At 72.0% G+C, this 18,353-nt stretch carries 14 protein-coding genes; 6 read left to right on the top strand and 8 right to left on the bottom strand.

Features of this window, described 5'->3' with window-relative positions; all coding sequences use genetic code 11:
* Nucleotides 1-31 precede the first annotated feature (31 nt).
* The 4 genes from VFO68_RS13005 to VFO68_RS12990 form a co-directional block, all read right to left on the bottom strand.
* Nucleotides 32-2,959, bottom strand: a complete 2,928-nt coding sequence (locus VFO68_RS13005) for an FAD-dependent oxidoreductase (protein WP_325158503.1) — start codon at nucleotides 2,957-2,959, stop codon at nucleotides 32-34.
* Nucleotides 2,956-3,306, bottom strand: a complete 351-nt coding sequence (locus VFO68_RS13000) for a cupin domain-containing protein (protein ID WP_325158502.1) — start codon at nucleotides 3,304-3,306, stop codon at nucleotides 2,956-2,958. The genes VFO68_RS13005 and VFO68_RS13000 overlap by 4 nt, the downstream gene beginning before the upstream one ends.
* Nucleotides 3,303-4,616: a lysine N(6)-hydroxylase/L-ornithine N(5)-oxygenase family protein gene (locus VFO68_RS12995; RefSeq protein WP_325158501.1), complete on the bottom strand. Its 1,314-nt coding sequence runs from the start codon at nucleotides 4,614-4,616 to the stop codon at nucleotides 3,303-3,305. The genes VFO68_RS13000 and VFO68_RS12995 overlap by 4 nt, the downstream gene beginning before the upstream one ends.
* Nucleotides 4,617-5,220: 604 nt before the next feature.
* Complete coding sequence (locus VFO68_RS12990) at nucleotides 5,221-6,390, bottom strand: LacI family DNA-binding transcriptional regulator (protein ID WP_325158500.1); 1,170 nt, start codon at nucleotides 6,388-6,390, stop codon at nucleotides 5,221-5,223.
* On the opposite strand from VFO68_RS12990, the gene VFO68_RS12985 reads away from it, so the two are divergent.
* Both VFO68_RS12985 and VFO68_RS12980 read left to right on the top strand, forming a co-directional pair.
* Nucleotides 6,380-7,609: a flavin-dependent oxidoreductase gene (locus VFO68_RS12985; RefSeq protein WP_325158499.1), complete on the top strand. Its 1,230-nt coding sequence runs from the start codon at nucleotides 6,380-6,382 to the stop codon at nucleotides 7,607-7,609. The two genes, VFO68_RS12990 and VFO68_RS12985, sit on opposite strands and share 11 nt — an antisense overlap.
* 5 nt (nucleotides 7,610-7,614) lie before the next feature.
* Entirely contained in the window at nucleotides 7,615-8,577 is a 963-nt protein-coding gene (locus VFO68_RS12980) for a magnesium transporter CorA family protein (protein WP_325158498.1), read from the top strand.
* A 39-nt stretch (nucleotides 8,578-8,616) separates the two neighbouring features.
* Here the strand turns inward: VFO68_RS12980 and VFO68_RS12975 are convergent, their stop codons facing one another.
* On the bottom strand, nucleotides 8,617-10,434 hold the full coding sequence (locus VFO68_RS12975; RefSeq protein WP_325158497.1) for a S8 family peptidase: 1,818 nt from the start codon (nucleotides 10,432-10,434) through the stop codon (nucleotides 8,617-8,619).
* A gap of 120 nt (nucleotides 10,435-10,554) precedes the next feature.
* On the opposite strand from VFO68_RS12975, the gene VFO68_RS12970 reads away from it, so the two are divergent.
* The gene (locus VFO68_RS12970; RefSeq protein ID WP_325158496.1) at nucleotides 10,555-10,917 is read left to right on the top strand and encodes an RNA-binding S4 domain-containing protein; all 363 of its coding nucleotides are present in this window, start codon (nucleotides 10,555-10,557) and stop codon (nucleotides 10,915-10,917) included.
* A 117-nt stretch (nucleotides 10,918-11,034) separates the two neighbouring features.
* Here the strand turns inward: VFO68_RS12970 and VFO68_RS12965 are convergent, their stop codons facing one another.
* Nucleotides 11,035-11,652: a helix-turn-helix domain-containing protein gene (locus VFO68_RS12965; RefSeq protein WP_325158495.1), complete on the bottom strand. Its 618-nt coding sequence runs from the start codon at nucleotides 11,650-11,652 to the stop codon at nucleotides 11,035-11,037.
* Between the two features lie 125 nt (nucleotides 11,653-11,777).
* Here VFO68_RS12965 and wrbA point away from each other — a divergent pair, with 125 nt between their 5' ends.
* On the top strand, nucleotides 11,778-12,374 hold the full coding sequence (gene wrbA / locus VFO68_RS12960; RefSeq protein ID WP_325158494.1) for an NAD(P)H:quinone oxidoreductase: 597 nt from the start codon (nucleotides 11,778-11,780) through the stop codon (nucleotides 12,372-12,374).
* A 127-nt stretch (nucleotides 12,375-12,501) separates the two neighbouring features.
* Here wrbA and VFO68_RS12955 read toward each other — a convergent pair whose 3' ends face one another.
* On the bottom strand, nucleotides 12,502-15,474 hold the full coding sequence (locus tag VFO68_RS12955; RefSeq protein ID WP_325158493.1) for a type I polyketide synthase: 2,973 nt from the start codon (nucleotides 15,472-15,474) through the stop codon (nucleotides 12,502-12,504).
* A 177-nt stretch (nucleotides 15,475-15,651) separates the two neighbouring features.
* On the bottom strand, nucleotides 15,652-16,476 hold the full coding sequence (locus VFO68_RS12950) for a helix-turn-helix transcriptional regulator (RefSeq protein ID WP_325158492.1): 825 nt from the start codon (nucleotides 16,474-16,476) through the stop codon (nucleotides 15,652-15,654).
* A 171-nt stretch (nucleotides 16,477-16,647) separates the two neighbouring features.
* On the opposite strand from VFO68_RS12950, the gene VFO68_RS12945 reads away from it, so the two are divergent.
* Both VFO68_RS12945 and VFO68_RS12940 read left to right on the top strand, forming a co-directional pair.
* Complete coding sequence (locus VFO68_RS12945; protein ID WP_325158491.1) at nucleotides 16,648-17,592, top strand: hypothetical protein; 945 nt, start codon at nucleotides 16,648-16,650, stop codon at nucleotides 17,590-17,592.
* 50 nt (nucleotides 17,593-17,642) lie between these two features.
* Nucleotides 17,643-18,353, top strand: a 711-nt coding sequence (locus VFO68_RS12940; RefSeq protein ID WP_325158490.1) for an IS701 family transposase, incomplete at its 3' end; no start/stop codon positions are given.

Raw genomic sequence — 18,353 nt, 5'->3', positions numbered from 1 at the left:
TGTCCGATGGCTCGCTCGCAAGCTCGCTCGCTCATACCGCCACGCTTTCGGCGGGCCGGCGGTGCAGGGTCTCGGCCAGTTCGGCGACGGTCGGGCCGAGCAGGTCGGGCAGCGGGATGTCGATGTCGAGCTGTTGCAGGATCTGGAACTGCACGGCGACCGCCTGCAGCGATCCCATGCCGAGCTCGACCAGGGTCCGGTCGTCCACCGCGGTGTCCTCGGCCAGCTGCAGCGTGCTGATCACCAGCTCGCGCAGCCAGGGCAGCAGCGCGGGGCTCGGCTGCGACCCGAAGAACACCTGGCCCGCCAGGCGGATCGGCGTGCCGGCCGGGACCGCTTCGACGGCGTTCGGCCAGACCTCCGGCGGCGGGTCGCCGAGCGCGGCGGCCAAGCGCGCGGCGAAGCGCGGCATGACCGGCGTGGCGCCCCGGGCCAGCAGCCGGGCCGCGGCCAGCTCGAGCCCGATCGCGGCCCGGGTCTCCGCCTGCCATTCGGCGCTGCCGGCGACCGCGGTTTCCAGTCGGGCGAAGGCGACGGTGTCGGTGACGATGCCGTGCAGCTCCGTGGCCGCCGCATTGAGCGAGAAGCCGTCCGGGCCCAGGCTGTTGGTCAGCGCCGCGAGCCGCACCGCCAGCCGGCCGAGGAAGGCCCGCTGCTCCGGGGTACGGGCCGTCGCTTCCGGAGCCGCACCCTGGCAGTGCCGGTCGACCCGGCCGGCCAGGTCGTCCAGCCAGCGCTGCCAGGTGCCGACCAGGATCTCCCGCAGCGCGGTCTCGTACTCGGCGCGTTCGAAGTTCGTGCGGCGTCCCTCCGGCCGGGTGCGGGACAGATAGAACCGGACCGCGTCCACGCTGTGCGGGCCGAGGATCTCCTTGCCCCAGACGGCGTGCCGGCGGCTGGTGGAGAACTTGGCGCCCTCCAGCAGGTAGAACTCGTTGACGTGGTAGTCGATGTCCAGCGTCAGGTCCGGGAAGGCCAGCCGGTACAGCACCGGGTAGAGCACGGCGTGGTAGAAGCTGTTGTCGTAGCCGAAGAAGTGCACGATCTTCCAGTCCGGCGCCGGCGCCGCGGCATCCCAGCTCCGGCCCAGCCGCCGGCCCAACGCCTCGATTCCGTGCAGGAACCCGTAGGACATCTCCGGCCACACCCAGATGACCTGACCGTCCACATCGGACTCGATGGGCGGCACGCCCCAGTCCGAGGGATGGCTGACCGCCACGTCGAGCCGCTGCCGGGCGAACAGCCGCTCGGCCAGTTCGCGCAGCCGGGCCGGCACCCGCCCGGCCCGGTGGTGGGCCGCGACCTCGGCGCGGAACTCGTGCAGTGGTAACGAGAACCGCGTCACGCTGCCGCGCCGGGGCGGCAGTTGCGAGCCGCGGACGACCGGGTCGGTGAGGTCGGCGCAGGAGTTGGGCTCGCCGCACTCCTCGCAGATGTTGCCGCCGGTGGGCTCGCCGCAGCCGGGGCAGCCGCCGCTCACCCAGGGCTCGTAGAGGTAGGCGCCGGTCTCACCGTGGAACAGCGCCGGCGCCTCGCGCGGGGCGACCGACCCGGACTCCACCAACCGGGCGAAGAAGCCCTGCAACCCCTTGGGGTACTCCGGGTCGGTGTTGGTCACGGTGTACTGGTCCAGTTCGATGTCCATCAGGCGCAGGGTTTCGGCGATCTCGGCGCTGTAGTGCGCGGCGACCTCGGCCGGCGGGCGGCCTTCGCGCTGCGCGCATTCCACGACGTAGCTCTGGAAGTCGTCGCTGCCGGTGAGATGCCAGGCGCTCACCCCGGTCATCCGCTGGAACCGGACGTAGGCGTCGGCCCCCAGGTAGGGGCCGGACAGGTGGCCCAGGTGCAGGTCGCCGTTGGGGGTCGGCGGTGTGGAGAAGACGAACACCGGCCGGGCGGCGCCGTTGGTGGACACGCGTACCTCCTCGGGTGTGGTGGGGTCGACCGCCCGCAGCGCGGCGCCGGCCAGGCCGGGCGCGAGCCGGACACCGGAACCCGAGCCGCCGCGGATGGCGGCGAGCCCGGGCAGGCCGGGATCGGACACCACCACGGGCAGCCGGGTGTCGGTGTAGAGATCGCAGAACGCGCGCCCGCCGGTGACCGCGCCGGCGGCCAGCACGCTGCGCCGCCGCAGGGCTTCGGTGCCGAGCCGGAGGTCGTCCGCGGTCACCGTTCCGTCTACTGTGGACGGATCGGTGTCCCACTCGTCCCGGTAGTAGCTGACCAGCGCCGGGCCGGTGGGTTGCGGCAGCACGAACAGGTCGTCGTCGATGAAGTACACCAGCGGATCGTCGGGCCGGGTGGGCAGGTCGGCGTGCACGGCGGCGACCCGCTTGCGGCGCGCGGCCGGCGGCTCCGGCAGCGGCGCGGGCACCGGCCACGGGCCGGACGCGACGACCACCCGGCGGGCCAACCGGTCCGGGCCCAACCGGTAACCCTGCTGGCACGGCTCGACCGCCTCGACCCGGGCGCCCAGGGCGACCTCGATCCCGCCGGCCACCAGCGCCCGGGCCAGCGGCGCCGCGTCGACCGCGAACCCGTGCCCGTCGTGCGTCAGCAGCCGTTCGCCCACCCGGAGCCGAAGGTCCGGCAGCATCCGGGCGACCCGCGCCCGCTCGTCCTCGGTGACCTCGCGCAACTCGGCGTCGACCACCCGGGCGGCTAGCGCGTCCTGCCGGTCGCGGCCGACAACGTAGATCATCCGCACCGGACGCAGGCACCGGCGCGCCAGTTCCGGGGCCAGCGCGGCGAACTCCGCGGCACTGGTCCGGACCAGTTCGCGGTGCCGGTCCGTCGCCGCGAGCGGGAAGCTGACCCCGGCCGACCAACCGGTCGCCCCGGCGCCGATGGTGGACTGTTCGAGCAGCAGCACCCGCCAGTCCGGGTGCGCCCGGATCGCCTGGTACGCCGTGAAACAACCGGTGATGCCGGCACCGACGACGGCGAGGTCGTGGATCATGACGGGGCTCCGCCGTTCCACCACACGCTGAACAGCCGCAGCTGCCCGGTCCCGGTGTTGGTCACCTGGTGCGGCACCCGTCCGGCGAAGTACACCATCTCGCCCGGTCCGACCTCGAGCGTCGTGTCGCCGGACCGGACGGTGCCCTGCCCGGCGCGGACCATCCACAGTTCGGCCACGTCGTGGACGTCCAACTCGGTGGTCGCGCCCGGCGGCACCTCGAACCGGGCGGCCTGGAACGGCCAGCGCGGCGCACCCGGCGTGCCGTCCCGGGCCACCTCCTCCACCACCATCCCGGAGTCGTACGGTTCGGGCGTCTGGTAGGCGATGCGCGCCGGCTGTGTCATGTGAGCTTCACCCCCGCGGTGTCGGGCAACAGTTCGTCCTCCGGCCGGAACGGCTGACCGGTGCCGCGCCAGGAGATCGTGGACCGGCTGTCCTCGGTGCGGTACACGGTCCGGCCGCTGATCGCGTTGACGATCCGGGCGCTGCGCCAGGCGGAGAGGCTGAGGTTGGGATCGGCGATGCCGTGCGTGCCCTCGGCCGCGTTCTGGACGTAGATGCCCAAACCGGGCGGGCCGTCCCAGTCGAGCGAGTAGTCCCGCCGGACTCGCGGCCCGCCTGCGCCGTCCAGCACCCGGCCGCGCAGCGACTCGAGATAGTCGGGAAAGCCGCCGCGGTAGCCGGTCGCGCAGATCACGATGTCCGCCTCGGCGGTCTCGATGTTGTCGGTGTCCTCGTCGTGGATGGTGGCCACCAGCCGGTTGTGGTCCTCGGCGAGGTCGATCACCCGCCGGCAGACCAGCAACCGGTGGCGGAGCCGGCCGGGGGTGATCGTGTCCAGGTCGTAGAGCCGCCGGTAGATCTCGCGCAGCAGGGACTCGGTCACCCCGTCGCTGGCCAGCCGCTGTGCCTCCAGGAGCGCATGGCGCCGCGTCGCCGGCAGGTCGTAGAAGTGGTCGACGTAGTCCGGCTGGAACCACTCGTTGGAGAACGGCGAGTCGTCCAGCGGAAGAAACCCCAGCCGGCTGGAGACCCAGGTGAGCGAGCGGGGCAGGCCCAGCTCGCCGCTCAGCAGGTGGTTGACCACCTCCGCGCCACTCTGCCCGGCGCCGACGACGAGGATGTCCTGCCCGGCGACGGGGCGGCGCATCATCCGGAACTCCGCGCTGTGCAACACGGTGTTGCCGTGCAGCTTCGCGGCGAAGGCCGGCAGCTGCGGGGTTCGGCCGGAACCGAGCACCAGGTTGCGGGTGGTCACCGGCTCGCCGCCGGCGCATCGGACCTCGAACGCGTTGTCGCGCAGGGTCACTTCCTCGACCCGGTGGTCCCAGACCGCGTTGGCCAGCCGGCTCGCCGCCCACTGGTAGTACTGCTCGAACTCCTGGCGGGAGCACCGGTCGGCGTGCGCGACCAGGAACCGGTAGAGGCGGCCCTCGGTGGCCAGGAAGTTGAGGAAGGAGAACGGACTGCTGGGATCGACCAGCGTCACGAGGTCCTTCAGGAACGAGACCTGTAGCTCGGCGCCGGGGACCATGATCCCGCAGTGCCACTGGAAGGTGGACCGGGCCTCGAAGAACCGGGCGCGGATCTCGGTCAGCGGCTGGAGCAGTGCGGCGAGGCTCAGGTTGCACGGACCCAGGCCGACGCCAATCACGTCGAACTGGGTCGTAGATAGTTGTTTGTTCACAGATCGCCTCTCCGCGTTCAGCGCCACTTACGGCCCGCGTTCAGCGTTACTTATGGGCAGCCGGATTCGCCCGGCCCTGTCGAGTGGAATTTGTTGATATCGAAAACAAACTATCCCGACCGGAGGCGGTCCGGCGCACCGTCGCAATCGGACAAAAGCGATCGCGTGGTGGCCCCGAAGTCTTTGATTACCACTGGAAGCCCCCGTCCTGTCAGGGAGACATTAGATCGGCCGTTGCCCTGCCGGTCAAGAGACACCTCCGGTAGGCCGCTGGCCGGGCCGTGCAACCGGTTGTTCCAGGTGAGAAGCCGGGGGCGGCCGCCGTGGCCGCCCCGAACCGTCGACCAGGAATTATCACCGGCGATAACCGGGCATGACCGGACCGTGTGGCAGCCAGGTGGAGTAATGGACTTCGGCATTGCGCGGAATGCGGGTAAGCGCATTATCGCAATCGCCGTCCGCGCGCAATCGGCATGGGTCGATTCAGCCAAGATTGGCAGCAATTGGCCAAGCTCCGTCCTGGACTATCCACAGTGGACATGACGGAACGTGTCGAACCGGCCGCGTCCGGTCAGCCGCTCGCGCCCAGGACCAGTTCGGCCCGGACCAGTTCGCCGGGTGCGCCGGTGGGGCCGTCGATCTCGGCCAGGACGCGGGTGACCAGTCGGTCGGCGATGTAGCCCACCGGCATCGCGAGGGTGGTCAGCGCCGGGGTGAGCAGGCGGCCGACCATGCTGCCGTCGAACCCGGTGACCGCGAGGTCGGAGCCGATCCGCAGCCCGCGCTGGGCCGCCGCCGCGTAGACCGCACCGGCCAGGACGTCGCTGCCGGTGACGATCGCCGTCGGCGGGGACTCCAGCAGCGCCTCGATCACCTGCCGCACCCGCGGCGGATCGGGTTCGGCGGTGCGCACCCTCGCCGCGAGGCCCGCCGCGGTCATCGCGTCCCGGTAGCCCGCCTCGCGGTCGAGGTCCCACCGGCCCTGCGGGGTGTAGCCGAGAAAGGCGACGCGCTCGTGGCCGAGGCCGACCAGGTACTCGGTCACCTCGCGCAGTCCGGCGCGGCTGTCCACGTCGATCCAACACTGCGGCAGGTCCGCCTCGGTGCGGCCGAAGCAGGCGAACGGAACGCCGCGCTGGGCCAGCGCCGCGACCCGTTCGTCGCGCGGGGCCACGTTGGCCAGCACCACGGCGTCGGCGGCGCCGGAGCGCAGCAGGCGCTGCACGTCGTCCATTCCCGCCGGCCCGCCCGCGGCGAGCACGAGATGGTGGTGGTGCCGGCCGGCGGCGGAGGTCAGCGCCTCCACGAACTCCAGCATGATCGTGTTCAGCGGACCGAGGTCACCCGCGCCGATCGGGTAGGCGAGCCGGCCGCTGCGCCGGGTCCGCAGGCTGGCCGCGCCGGCATGCGGGTGGTAGCCCAGTTCGGCGATCGCCGCGTCGACCCGCGCCCGGGTGGCCATGCCGACCCGCCCGGTACCGTTGAGCACGTTGGACACCGTCTGATGCGAAACGCCGGCCGCCCGGGCGACATCGTGAATGGTGGGTCGACCTCGATCGCGCACCGCACCACCCCTTGCCCGAAACCCGTTGGTCAACGATAACCGCCGCGCTTGACTGTCAAACCAGATTCCGGCCGGGGCAAGACGTCGGCGGTGAACCACCCGGCGGGATGGGCCAGGATAGGGCGACGGGTGGGCGTTGGCGACGCGGTTGAGAGGAGACGACCTCGTGAAGGTCATCATCGTCGGTGCGGGAATCGGCGGGCTGGTCACGGCTCTGCGGCTGCACCACGAGCGCGTTGACTGCGAGATCTACGAGCAGAGCGAGCAGATCCGCGAGTTGGGCGTGGGGATCAACGTGCTGCCGTACGCGGTCCGGGAACTGGCCGCCATGGGACTGCTGGACCGGTTGGACGAGGCCGGGATCCGGACCCGGGAACTGCACTACCTGCACCGGCTCGGGCAGGAGGTCATGTGCCGGTCGTGCGGCACCGACGCGGGCTTCGCGGTGCCCCAGTTCAGCATCAACCGGGGGCGGCTACAGGGTTTGCTGCTGCGGGCGGTGCGGGAACGGCTGGGCGAGGGCGCGGTGCGCACCGGGCACCGGCTGACCGGGTTCGACCAGGACGCCGACCGGGTGCGGGCGCACTTCGACGACGGGCGCGGCGGGGTGACGGTCGACGGGGAGGTCCTCGTCGGCGCGGACGGCATCCACTCCACGGTGCGGTCCCGGCTGTTCCCCGTCGAAGGCCCGCCGAGTTGGAACGGCGTCACGATGTGGCGCGGGGCCAACGACTGGCCGGCGTTCGGCGACGGCCGCACGATGATCATCGCCGGCGGCGAGGCCAAGATGGTGGTCTATCCCATGGGGCCGGGGCGGACCGCGGACACGCGGCTGACCAACTGGGTGCTCTGCGTGCCGACCGGGCGGCCCGGCGATCCCGCGCCCGGCCGGGAGGACTGGTCCCGGCGCGCCGACCCCGCCGGGCTGCGGCCGCATCTGGAACGTTTCCGGCTGCCGCAGGTCGACCACGTCGGGCTGGTCACCTCCACCCCGGAGGCGTTCGTCTTTCCCATGTGCGACCGGGATCCGCTGCCGTTCTGGACCCAGGGCCGGGTGACGCTGCTCGGCGACGCCGCGCATCCCATGCGGCCCATGGGTTCCAACGGCGCCGGGCAGGCCACCCTGGACGCCGCCAGCCTGGCCGGCAACCTCGCCGGGCACGCCGACCCGCTCGAAGCCCTGCGCGCGTACCAGGACGACCGGCTGCCGGCCACCGCCACCATCGTCATCCGCAACCGGCGCGGCGGTCCGGAAGGGGTGATCGACATCGTCGAGCAGCGCGCTCCCGACGGCTTCACCGATCTCAGCGCGGTCATCGACCCGGCCGAACTCGAAGCGCTCGTCGCCAGCTACGCCCAACTGGTCGGCGCCTCGCCGGAGCAGGTGAACAGGTAACCCGCATGGTTCGGACCCGGCTCTACCGCGGCGGCCGGCTCGCCGCCGAGGACTTTCCCCTTGCGGAGGTCTCGGAGCACCTCAAGAACCCGGATGCCGTCGTGTGGGTGGACCTGCGCGGGCCGACCGAGGCCGACATCGCCGGCATCGCCGAGGAGTTGGGGCTGCACCGGCTCGCCGTGGAGGACGCGATCCACGACCGGCACCAGCGGACCAAGCTCGACCGGTACGACAGCCACCTGTTCCTGGTCGGCTACGTGGTCCGGGAGAGCGGCGGCGACCTGGCGGTCAGTGAACTGGCCGCGTTCATCACCGACCGGGCGCTGGTCACCGTGCACCGCGACGACCACATCGGCCTCGACGACATCCTGCGCCGCTGGGACTCCGCCACCGAACGCGACGGCGTCGCGTTCCTGGTGCACGGCCTGCTCGACCACATCGTGGACAGCCAGTTCGCCGCCGCACAGGACCTCGACGACCAGATCGAGTCGATCGAGGACCTGATGTTCGCCGAACGGCCCAGCGACCGGGACATCCAGCGCCGGGCCCTGCGGCTGCGCAAGAGCCTCACCCGGCTGCGCCGCGTCGTGCTGCCGATGCGCGAGCTGGTCGACGATCTGCGCGATCCCGACCACGGGCTGGCCGGCGGCACGCTCGGTCCGTACTTCCAGGACGTCTACGACAACGTGCGGCGCACCACCGAACGGTTGCAGGGCCTGCGCGAGCTGGTCGCCACCCTGCGCGAGACCCAGGTCAACATCCAGAACAACCGGCTCAACGCCATCATGAAGAAGGTCACCAGCTGGGCGGCGATCATCGCGGTGCCCACCGCGGTCACCGGGTTCTATGGCCAGAACCTGCCCTACCCCGGCGCCGAGCAGATGTCCGGGTTCTGGACGTCGACCGCCGTGATCGTGCTGGCCTCCGGCGGGCTGTACTGGTTGTTCAAACGCCGCGACTGGCTCTAGGGGTGTCTGACGGATCCGTCAGACACCCCCGGTGCGCGCTCAGAGGTCGAGCGTCCAGGACACCAGCCGGCCGGCGTTGCCGGCCACGGCGTCCCGCACCCGCAGCTGCCACGTGCCCGCGGCCAGCTCGCCGGCCAGGGACCGCTGGTAGACCTTGTCCAGGTTGTCGGCGGCCCCGCCGGTGCGGTTGTGCACCAGGTACACCGTGCCGTCCGGAGCGATCAGCTCCACCACCAGGTTGCCGACGTAGGGGTGCCGGATGTGCACCTCGATCCGGCTGCGGGCCGACGCGGGCCCGGCTCCGGTGATGGTGACCGGGCTGACCACCGTGCCCGGGTCCGGGATCGGCCGCACGGTCGCGTTGGTCACCGGCGCGAAGTCGATCGGCGCCACCGTCCAGGTGAACGAGTTGCTCGCGGTCCGGCCGGCCGCGTCCCGCACCGTGATCCGCGCGGTGCCGGTGCCGGCCTTGGTCGGGGTTCCGGTCACCCGCCCGGCGGTGCTGGTGGTCAGGCCGGTCGGCAGCCCGGTGACCGTCCAGAGGTAGGGCGTCGTTCCGCCGGTGGCAGTCAGCTGCCGGCTCACCGGCGTGCCGATGGGCCACGTCTGGCTGCCCGGCGTGACGGCGACCAGCGGCGCGGGCGGCGGAGTCGCCGGCGCCGGGTTGGTGAACAGCAGCCGGTTCGGGGTGCCGGCCGGGTTGTTGGTGATCTTTCCGGTGGTCGCGGCGGCGATCAGTCCGGCCTGCACGGCCGCGGGCGAGTCGCCGGGACGGGCGGCCAGCCACAGCGCCGCGGCGCCGGCCACGTGCGGTGCGGCCATCGAGGTGCCGCTCAGCGCTGCGGCCGCGGTGTCCCCGGTGTGCCAGGCGGACACGATGCTCACGCCGGGGGCGTAGAGGTCGGTTCCGGCGCCGTAGTTGGAGAACGACGCGCGCGCGTCGCCGCTGTCCGAGGCGTTCACCGTGATCGCCTCGGCCACCCGGGCCGGGGTCTGGTTGGCCGCGTCGGTGTTGGAGTTGCCGGCGGACACCGTGTAGGTCACGCCGGAGGCGATCGAGTTGCGCACCGCGGCCTCCAGCATGGTGCTGGCCCCGGAGGCGCCCAGGCTCATGTTCGCCACCGCGGGCTTGACCGCGTTCGCGGTGACCCAGTTGACGCCGTCCACGACGCCGGTGATCGAGCCCGACCCGTCCGCGCCGAGCACCTTCACGGCGACCACCCGCGCGGCCTTGGCCACGCCGTAGGCCGAGCCGGCGACCGTGCCGGCCACGTGCGTGCCGTGCCCGTTGCCGTCGGTGTTGGCGCCGTCGCCGGTGGTGTTGACACCCCAGCTGGCCCGGCCGCCGAACGCGCTGTGCGTCACCCGGATGCCGGTGTCGATGACGTAGACGTGCACGGCCGCCGCCGTGCCGCTGTAGACGTAACCGTTGGACAACGGCAGCGCCCGCTGGTCGATCCGGTCCAGGCCCCAGGACGGTGGGCCGGACTGCGTGTCGGCCAGCTTGAGCGTCGCGTCCTGCTCGACCGAGGCGACCCGTGGGTCGGCGGCCAGCCGGGCCGCCTGCTCGGCGGTCATCCGCGCGGAGAACCCGTTGAGCGCGTGCTGCCAGGACTTGCGCACCTGCCCGCCGTACTTGGCGGTCAGGTCCCGCGCCGTGGCCGCCGACACCGCCTTCGGCGACGCGGCGTCGTTGAGCCGCACGACGTAGCTGTCCCGGATCGCGTTGGCGCGGTTGGCCCCGATGACCGGGCCTTCGGCCGCGGCTGCGGGGGACACGCCGGCGAGGCCGGCGGCGGCGACCGTCGCGGCGACCACGAGCGCGCCGGCGGCACGCCGGACGAACCTTCCGTACATGACCGTCAACTCCTCGGATAGCAGGAGCGGACCAGCCGTCCCGAGGTGCTGTTCCGCTTGATCGACGCCATCGGCAGGCCGCGGGTCGGCCTGAGGTTTCTTCTCAGCCAAAATGAACCCGTGGAGTCGACCCGGGTGGACCGCTGGTTGTGGGCGGTCCGGCTGACCAAGACCAGGCCGGACGCGGCGGCGGCGTGCCGGGCCGGCCATGTGCGGATCAACGACCGGCCGGCCAAGCCCGCGACGACCGTGGCGCCGGGCGACGAGGTGCGGGTCCGCGTCGGCGCGGTCACCCGGGTCGTGGAGGTCACCCGGGTGATCCAGAAACGGGTCGGGCCGACCGACGCCGCGACCTGCTTCATCGACCGCACGCCTGCCCCACCACCCGAGGCGGCGATGCCGGTGGCCCGCCGCGACCGCGGCGCCGGGCGCCCCACCAAACGCGAACGGCGGATCCTGGACCGCTTCCGCTCCGGGGGTTGAGGCCTGTCCCGCGGATCTCGTCGGGGAAGCCGGTGCCCGACCAACAGCCACCTCAGGGGACCGTGACGGCACCCAGCCACAATCCACCCGCTAGCCGCACCGTTCGCTGGAACGCGACTACCGCGTCAAAAATCCGGAGAGGCGGAGGAGTTCGTCGATGCCGGCCTTGATGTCGGCGTAGCTCAGGCCGCGCTGCGTCCGCTGGTACTCGATCATGGCCGCGGACAGCGGGGCCAGCAGCGCGTCGGCGAGGAAGACGGGGTCGGCGGCCGGCCGGGCCTCGCGCAGCAGGATCGACAGGTGCAGGCGGTACACCGTGTAGGGGCCGCTGCTGAACCGGGCGACCGGGGCGGCGGACTCGGCCTCCAGCAACAGATCTCGGTGGGTCGCCACCTGGTCGACGAGGGCGTGCAGGAAGGCGCGGATGCGCTCGGCGGCCGGGGCGCCGGGTCCCAGCGGCGGCTCGCCCGTGGTGAACGCGGCCTGGAAGCGCCGCTCGCCGTCGTCGAGCAGGGCGTAGAGCAGGCCGGCCCGGTCGCCGAACCGGCGGTACACGGTGCCGACGCCGAGCTGCGCCTCGCGCGCGACCTCGTCCAGGGACAGTGCCGCCGTACCCCGGTTCGCCACCAGCCGGCAGGCGGCGTCGATGATCCGGCGCCGGTTGCGGGCCGCGTCGGCGCGTTCGGACGGTGGCGCGCCGGCGAACGGAAGCGTGCGTCGATCGGGTTCGTCCACGGCCGTGCCGCCACCTCCGCGTGAAGTCGGGTCATCAGCCTACCCGGTTGAAAACGGAGAGTTCTCCGGTTAGGCTGCGACCTAAGCGGAGAACCCTCCGCTTGTACGACGCAGAGGGGATCGCCATGACAGTCAAGGTCGCCGTCATCTACTACTCCGCCACCGGCAGCGTGCACCGGCTGGCGAGCGCCGTGGAGGAGGGCGCGCTCAAGGCCGGCGCCGACGTCCGGTTGCGCCGCGCCGCCGAACTGGCCCCCGACCCGGCCATCGACGCCAACCCGGCCTGGCGGGAGCACGTCACGGCGACCGCCGACATCCCGGTCGCCACCCTGGACGACCTGGCCTGGGCCGACGCCTACGCGTTCGGCACCCCGACCCGGTTCGGCAACGTCTCCGCGCAGCTCAAGCAGTTCATCGATACCGCGGGCGGGCTGTGGTACGAGGGCAAACTGGCCGGCAAGGCGGCGACCGCGTTCACCAGCGCCGCCAACCGGCACGGCGGCAACGAGTCCACGCTGCTCGCGCTGTACAACACCATGTACCACTGGGGAAACATCATCGTGCCGCCCGGCTACACCGACCCGGCGGTCTACGGCGCCGGCGGAAACCCTTACGGCACAGCCCATTTCTCCCGCGACAACGCGCTCACCGACGACGTCCTCGCCGCCGCCCGCTACCAGGGCCACCGCCTCGCCACCGTCGCCGGGGCGCTGGCCGGATGAGGCGAAACACGGCCGCGCTCCCGGCCCGGGTTCGGGCGGGAGCGCGGCCAGGTGGGCGCGAACCATGTGCGGGGGGCGCCCTGGTTTTCCGGCGCCGGACCGGATCGCGGCCGGCGCCGCGGGGGACTCAGCGGCCGGCCAGCGCGGGGGTGCGCGCGGCGCCTGCGGCGGAGCCGGAAGTCAGCAGGTGCCGGGCCAGGTCCAGCAGGGGGCGGGGGTTGAGCAGGTCGCCGATGGTGACCGGCAGGTCGAGGTCGCGCCGCAGCCGCTGGCGCAGCTTGGTGGCCAGCACGGAGTCCAGGCCGGCGGCCCGCAGCGGCGCGGCGAGGTCGATGTCGTCGGCGGCGAGCACCGCGGCGGCGTGCTTGGCGATGCGCTCGGCCAGCGCGTCGGCGCAGGTGATCACCTCCGGGGCCGGGGCCACCGGTCCGGCCGGGATGGTGGGCCTCGGGGCCGGGGCGGCCGGTGCCGCGGTCTCGACCCAGAACCGGGTGCGCTGCCAGGGATACCGGGGCAGGGCCACGCGCCGGGCCCCCGGCAGGACCCGGGTCCAGTCCGGCGCGGCGCCGCGCACGTAGACCGCGGCCAGCGCGCCGAGCAGGGACTCGACCTCCGGCCGCTCGCGGTACAGGGACGGCACCGCGACCGCGTCGGCGCCACTCGCGTCGATCCCGTCCTCGATCGCCGGGACCAGCACCGGATGCGGGCTGATCTCCAGGAACACCGTCGGCGTCCGGTCGGACAGGATCGCCTGGACGGCCGAGGCGAACCGGACCGGCTGGCGCACGTTGGCCACCCAGTACCCGGCGTCCAGTTCCTCCCCGGGCACCACCCGGTCCAGGGCGGTCGAGTACAGCGGCACGTCGCCCGGCCGGGGCCGAAGCCCCGCCAGCGCGCCGAGCAGTGTCTCCCGCAGCGGCTCGACGTGCCGCGAGTGCGAGGCCTGGCCGGCTCGGATGGACCGGCAGTACACCCCCTGCCGGCGCAGCGGTTCGACCACCTCGTCGAGGGCGTCGGGCGGACCGGCGAGCACGGTGGAGCGCTGGCTGTTCACCACGGCGACGCTGACCCGGTCGCCGCGCCCGCCGATCGCCGCGTTCGCCGCGTGCTCGTCCAGCTCGACCGCCACCATCGCGCCCGGCTCGGTCAGCGTGTCGAACGCGGCGCTGCGCCGGCAGGCCACGATCGCCCCGTCGCGGAGGGTCAACGCACCGGCGATGGTCGCCGCGGCGACCTCACCCATGCTGTGCCCGACCACCAGGTCCGGCGCGATGCCCCAGTGCCGCCAGAGCCGGGCCAGGCTGACCTGGATCGCCCACAGCACCGGCTGGATCTCGGACTCGCCGGCCAGCGGCTCGTCACCGGTCAGCCGGTCGATCAGCGACCAGCCGCGCTCGGTGGCCACCAACTCGTCGCACTCGCGCAGGCAGGCGGCGAACACCGGCTCGGCCGCCAGCAGCTCCCGGGCCATGCCCAGCCACTGCCCGCCCTGCCCGGAGAACACGAAGACCGTCCGGGACGGCCGGGTGGTCCGGTCGCAGGCCGCGGCCGGCGCGGCGGGCGGGTCGCCCGCGGCGAGCTGGCGCAGCCGCGCGACCAGGGTGTCCCGGTCCCCGGCGCTGACCGCCGCCCGGTGCGGATGGTGGGCGCGGTGCGCGCCGGCACTGAAGCACACGCTCGCCGGGTCGCCGGCCGCCGCCACCGCGTCGGCGTAGTGGCCGGCCAGCGCTCGCAGCGCACCGGGATCGGTGCCGGACAACGGAACCACCAGGGCTCCGCCGGGCCGGCGCGGCTCGGGCGGCGGTGTCGGTGGCGCGCCCGCCTCCTGGAGCACGACATGGGCGCCGACGCCGAACATGCCCAGCGCCGTCACGCCGGCGATGGCCGGGCGGCCGCGTTGCGGCCACGGCTGGGTGGTCCGGGCCAGTTCGATCGGCGCGCCACCGGCTTCCAGGATCTCGATCGGGCGCCGCACGTGCAGGGTGGCCGGGATGGTGCGGTGCCGCAGGGCCAGCGCGGTCTTGAGCAGTCCGGCGAGGCCGGCGGTGGCCTCGGTGTGCCCGATGTTCGACTTCACCGAGCCGACCAGGCAGCGCTGCCCGGCGTCGCGCCCGGTGCCCAGCACCCGGGACAGGGCGGTCAGCTCGACCGCGTCGCCGCTGGGTGTTCCGGTGCCGTGCGCCTCCACGTAGTCGACCTCGGCGGGCTTGACCCCGGCTTCCCACAGCGTGGTGTGCAGCAGGTCCTCCTGGCCGGTGGTGCCGGTCGCGCTGGCCGACGGGGCCTGCCGGCCGTTGCTGTTCACGCCGGTGCCCAGGATCGTGGCGTAGACCCGGTCGCCGGCCGCGATGGCGTCCTCGAGCGGCTTGAGCACCAGGGTGATCACACCCTCGGCCGGCACGAACCCGTCCGCGCCGGCGTCGCCGAAGCTGCACCGGTAGCTGGGCGAGATGATCCCGGCGTCGGCGATGCCGAGGTGGTCGTCCGGGTTGAGCAACAGGTTCGCCCCGCCGACGATCGCCATGCTGATCTCGCCGACGCGCAGCGCCTGGCAGGCCAGGTGCACGGCGACCAGGGACGACGCGCAGGTCGACTCCGTCTCGATGGTGGGGCCGCGCAGGTCGAGCAGATGGGCGATGCGCCCGGCGGGAGCGGTCGAGCGGTGCGCGCCCATGAAGGCGTGCATGTCCGCCACACCCGCGCTCTGTAACAGCTGCCAGTAGTGCCCGCCGAAGCAGCTGGTATACACGCCGGTTCGGCTGCCGGCCAGCTGGTCCGGTGGCAAACCCATGTCCCCCAATGCTTCCCACACGGTCTCCAGCAGCAGCCGGTGGTGTGGGTCGAGGCGGAGCGCCTCGTGCGGCGACATCCCGAAGAACCCCGCGTCGAAACCGTCGATGCGGTCCAGGAACCCGGCGCGGATGGCGGGCGCGGCGGAGAGGGTTGCCCGCCGGTCGGCCGAGGGCTCGGAGATCGTGTAGCGGCCGCTTGCCAGCACCTCCCAGAATTCTTCGACATTCGACGCGCCGGGCAGCCGGCAGCCGGCTCCGACAATGGCGATCGGAAGGTGACGGGAGCGTTGCTCGTAGTTGACGTGCATAACGTCTCTCCAGGGGCCTTGTATAGAGGTATGCGGAATCTTGGACGTTGCGCGTCCGGATTTGTGTATACGAGGATTGCGTGCGCCGCCACCGGTGGTCAATGACGAGGTAACGAAGTCCGGCAGGGTCGTGTGAACCGGGGTAAGATGTGTGCGGATTGCGTTACCGCGGTGCGCCTAATCGATCACCGGTTCATCGTCCGGCAACCATGCCGGAACGTGGAACACAACCACACAAGGAGCGAAGTCGGCGGCCTGCACGACGATGAGTCGCATCGCCTGGTCGCCCAGTCGCGGATGGCGAAAATGCCTGGTGCGGCTCCGGTGTTCCTGCACGTCATGCGTTTCCCACCAGCGGTCGAACACCGGGCTCAGTTCGCGGAACTCGGCGATCAGCTTGTCCAGCCGGCCGTCGCCGTCCCGGGTGGCCATCATGGCGCGCCAGCGGGCCGCCAGATCGTGGATCTCCTCGGTCCACTCGGGCAGCAACTCCTTGGCCTCAGGCGCTTCCAGCATCCAGCGCAACATGTTGCGCCGATCGGGGGGCAGCCGGCTGAAATCGGTGTAATACGACGTGGCCGCGCGGTTCCAGGCCACCAGATCGCAATAGAGATTGACCGCGTAGACCGGATAGGCGCTGCTCTCGGCGGTGTGCACGAGTTGGCGCACGATCTCCTCGGCGGACAGTTCGCCCGCCAGCGGCCGCGGTTTGTTGACCTTGCCGTGGGCCAGCAGGTGCATGTAGCGGCGCTCGTCCTCGGTCAGGCCGAGCACCCGGGCCAGGCTGTCCAGCACCTCCGCCGACGGGTGGATGTCGCGGCCCTGCTCCAGGTAGGTGTACCAGGTCGGGGAGAGCCCGGCGAGCACCGCGACCTCCTCGCGGCGCAGACCCGCCGCGCGCCGCCGGGGTCCGGCGGGCAGGCCGACATCGGCCGGGGTGACTCGTTCACGCCGGCTTCGCAGGAACCGCGCAAGCTCGCGCCTGCTGAAGTCCTCGGACACGTTACGTGGATCTTCGGACCCGCTGCGCGTCTTCCCTCGACACACACCCATCTTACGGGGACCCGGCCCGGCACGTGGGCCCTACGCTGCCTCAACGCCAATGCTGGTATTGGAAGTGCCACCACAAACGCCGTCTACGATTCGGACTCGCCGCTGACCCATGCTTGATTCATGTTCGATGTGGCATTCACGACCGGTGGCGTGATCCTGGTTGTCCTCGTCTGGCTGAGCGTGCTGCACACGACGCTGGTGCCGACCCGGTCATCGAGAATGGCCGCCTGGACGGCCCGGGGATGTGTGCTGACCGGAAGCATCGCCGTTCGGGCTCTTCCACCCAGGTATCGCAAGCGGGTCATGGACCTGTGTATGCCGGTGAGCCTGTTCGTGATGGCGGCCGGCTGGCTGGCCGGGCTCGCGCTCGGGTTCGCCCTGCTGGTCGGGGCGTTCGGCTGGACGAGCGGAACCTTACAGGTCAACGGGGTCGTCATCGCTCTCATCGGGACCGCGCTGGCCAGCGCGATGCTGGTCGCGGCCGCGTTCGCGGCATATCTCATCCGCTTCATGGAGGCGTTCGGCCGGCGCGAGGAGATGATCAGCCGCTCGGCGCCGCAGGTGCAGCGGGCCACCGACGCGGACGCGCTGGTGGCCAGCTATCTGCGGTGCGGAACCCGGGACAGTCTGGACAGTTACTTCGCCGAATGGGCGGACTGGCTGGCCGACGTCCACGACAGCCACATCCGTTATCCAGGCCTGGTCTACACCCGCTCGCCGGGCACCCTGTCCTGGACGGAGGCGGCGATGGCCGCGATGGACGCCGCGGCGCTGGTCGAGTCGGTGGCCCCGCGATGGGCGCCGGTGCACACCAGGGCGTTGCTGAACGCCGGGTCCTGCTGCCTGCAGGGGCTCGCCCGCAGCGTGGGCATCGAACTGCCAACGCTGCTGGTCAGCCTGCAGGGCCGGGAGGAAAGGGCATTCGGCGACACCATGCAACTCGCCATAGACTCAGGACTACCGGCCGAGCGAGATATCGATCATGCCTGGATGGCATTCCAGGAGATCCGAGTTCGGTACGCGCCCTATGCCGTTCTCATCGGAGCTCGCGTGCCCGGCCCGTAACAAAGTGACTTCGACGATTTCCGCACGGGAGTATCAGTTTGGGGGTTGTTGTGCCAGCGCCGCTCACTGTCGACCGAACACGGCACGACCCGGACGGATTATCCGACTTTTGCGATGAACTGTTCGCGTCGCTGCCGCGGTCGGACCAACGGAAATGGGGGGAGATGTACGTGCGAGGACTGCTTTCCGTGCCGGGTCGCAAATCGATCCGCCGAATCTCCGACCAGATAGTGGGACGCCGGGTGGACCAGTGTCTGCAACAGTTCGTCAACCAGAGCCCGTGGCGCTGGGACGGGGTGCGCAATGCGCTCGCCGCGCGGGCATCCGCGATTCGGCCGCGAGCCTGGATCATCGACGAGGCGGTCTTTCCGAAGAACGGCCGCAGCTCGGTCGGGGTCGCCCGGCAGTACGCCACCTCCGCCGGCCGGATCCTCAACTGCCAACTCGGTCTCGCGGTGATCATGGCCAACGGCGCCGACCGGTGCGTGGTGAACTGGCGGCTGGCGCTGCCGCGCAGCTGGGACGACGACCCGGAGCGGCGGGCCCGGGCCCGGGTGCCCGGACCGGAGCGGCATCGTCCGCTGTGGCGGCACGTGTTCGACGCGGTCAACGAGATGACCGACGAGTGGTCGCTGCGCCCGGCGCCGGTGGTGTGGGACTCGGTCGGTCATGAGGTTCGGCCGTTGCTGCGCGGCCTGGCCGGGCGCGGGCTGCCGTACCTGGTGCGGGTCTCCGAGCACCTGCCGGTCCTGCAGACCCGG

This window comes from Actinophytocola sp. (assembly GCF_035712165.1).
Classification (GTDB): Bacteria; Actinomycetota; Actinomycetes; order Mycobacteriales; family Pseudonocardiaceae; genus DASYTH01.
Note: the sequence above shows the minus strand (reverse complement) of the source record. Positions and strands in the feature narration are given on the sequence as shown.

Excerpts from the sequence above, each read along its gene's own strand:
- VFO68_RS13005 (WP_325158503.1), bottom strand. The coding sequence starts at position 2,959 with ATGATCCACGACCTCGCCGTCGTCGGTGCCGGCATCACCGGTTGTTTC.
- VFO68_RS13000 (WP_325158502.1), bottom strand. The coding sequence starts at position 3,306 with ATGACACAGCCGGCGCGCATCGCCTACCAGACGCCCGAACCGTACGAC.
- VFO68_RS12990 (WP_325158500.1), bottom strand. The coding sequence starts at position 6,390 with ATGACCTTCACGAGGTCGTCTCCTCTCAACCGCGTCGCCAACGCCCAC.
- VFO68_RS12980 (WP_325158498.1), top strand. The coding sequence starts at position 7,615 with ATGGTTCGGACCCGGCTCTACCGCGGCGGCCGGCTCGCCGCCGAGGAC.
- VFO68_RS12975 (WP_325158497.1), bottom strand. The coding sequence starts at position 10,434 with ATGTACGGAAGGTTCGTCCGGCGTGCCGCCGGCGCGCTCGTGGTCGCC.
- wrbA (WP_325158494.1), top strand. The coding sequence starts at position 11,778 with ATGACAGTCAAGGTCGCCGTCATCTACTACTCCGCCACCGGCAGCGTG.
- VFO68_RS12955 (WP_325158493.1), bottom strand. The coding sequence starts at position 15,474 with ATGCACGTCAACTACGAGCAACGCTCCCGTCACCTTCCGATCGCCATT.
- VFO68_RS12945 (WP_325158491.1), top strand. The coding sequence starts at position 16,648 with ATGTTCGATGTGGCATTCACGACCGGTGGCGTGATCCTGGTTGTCCTC.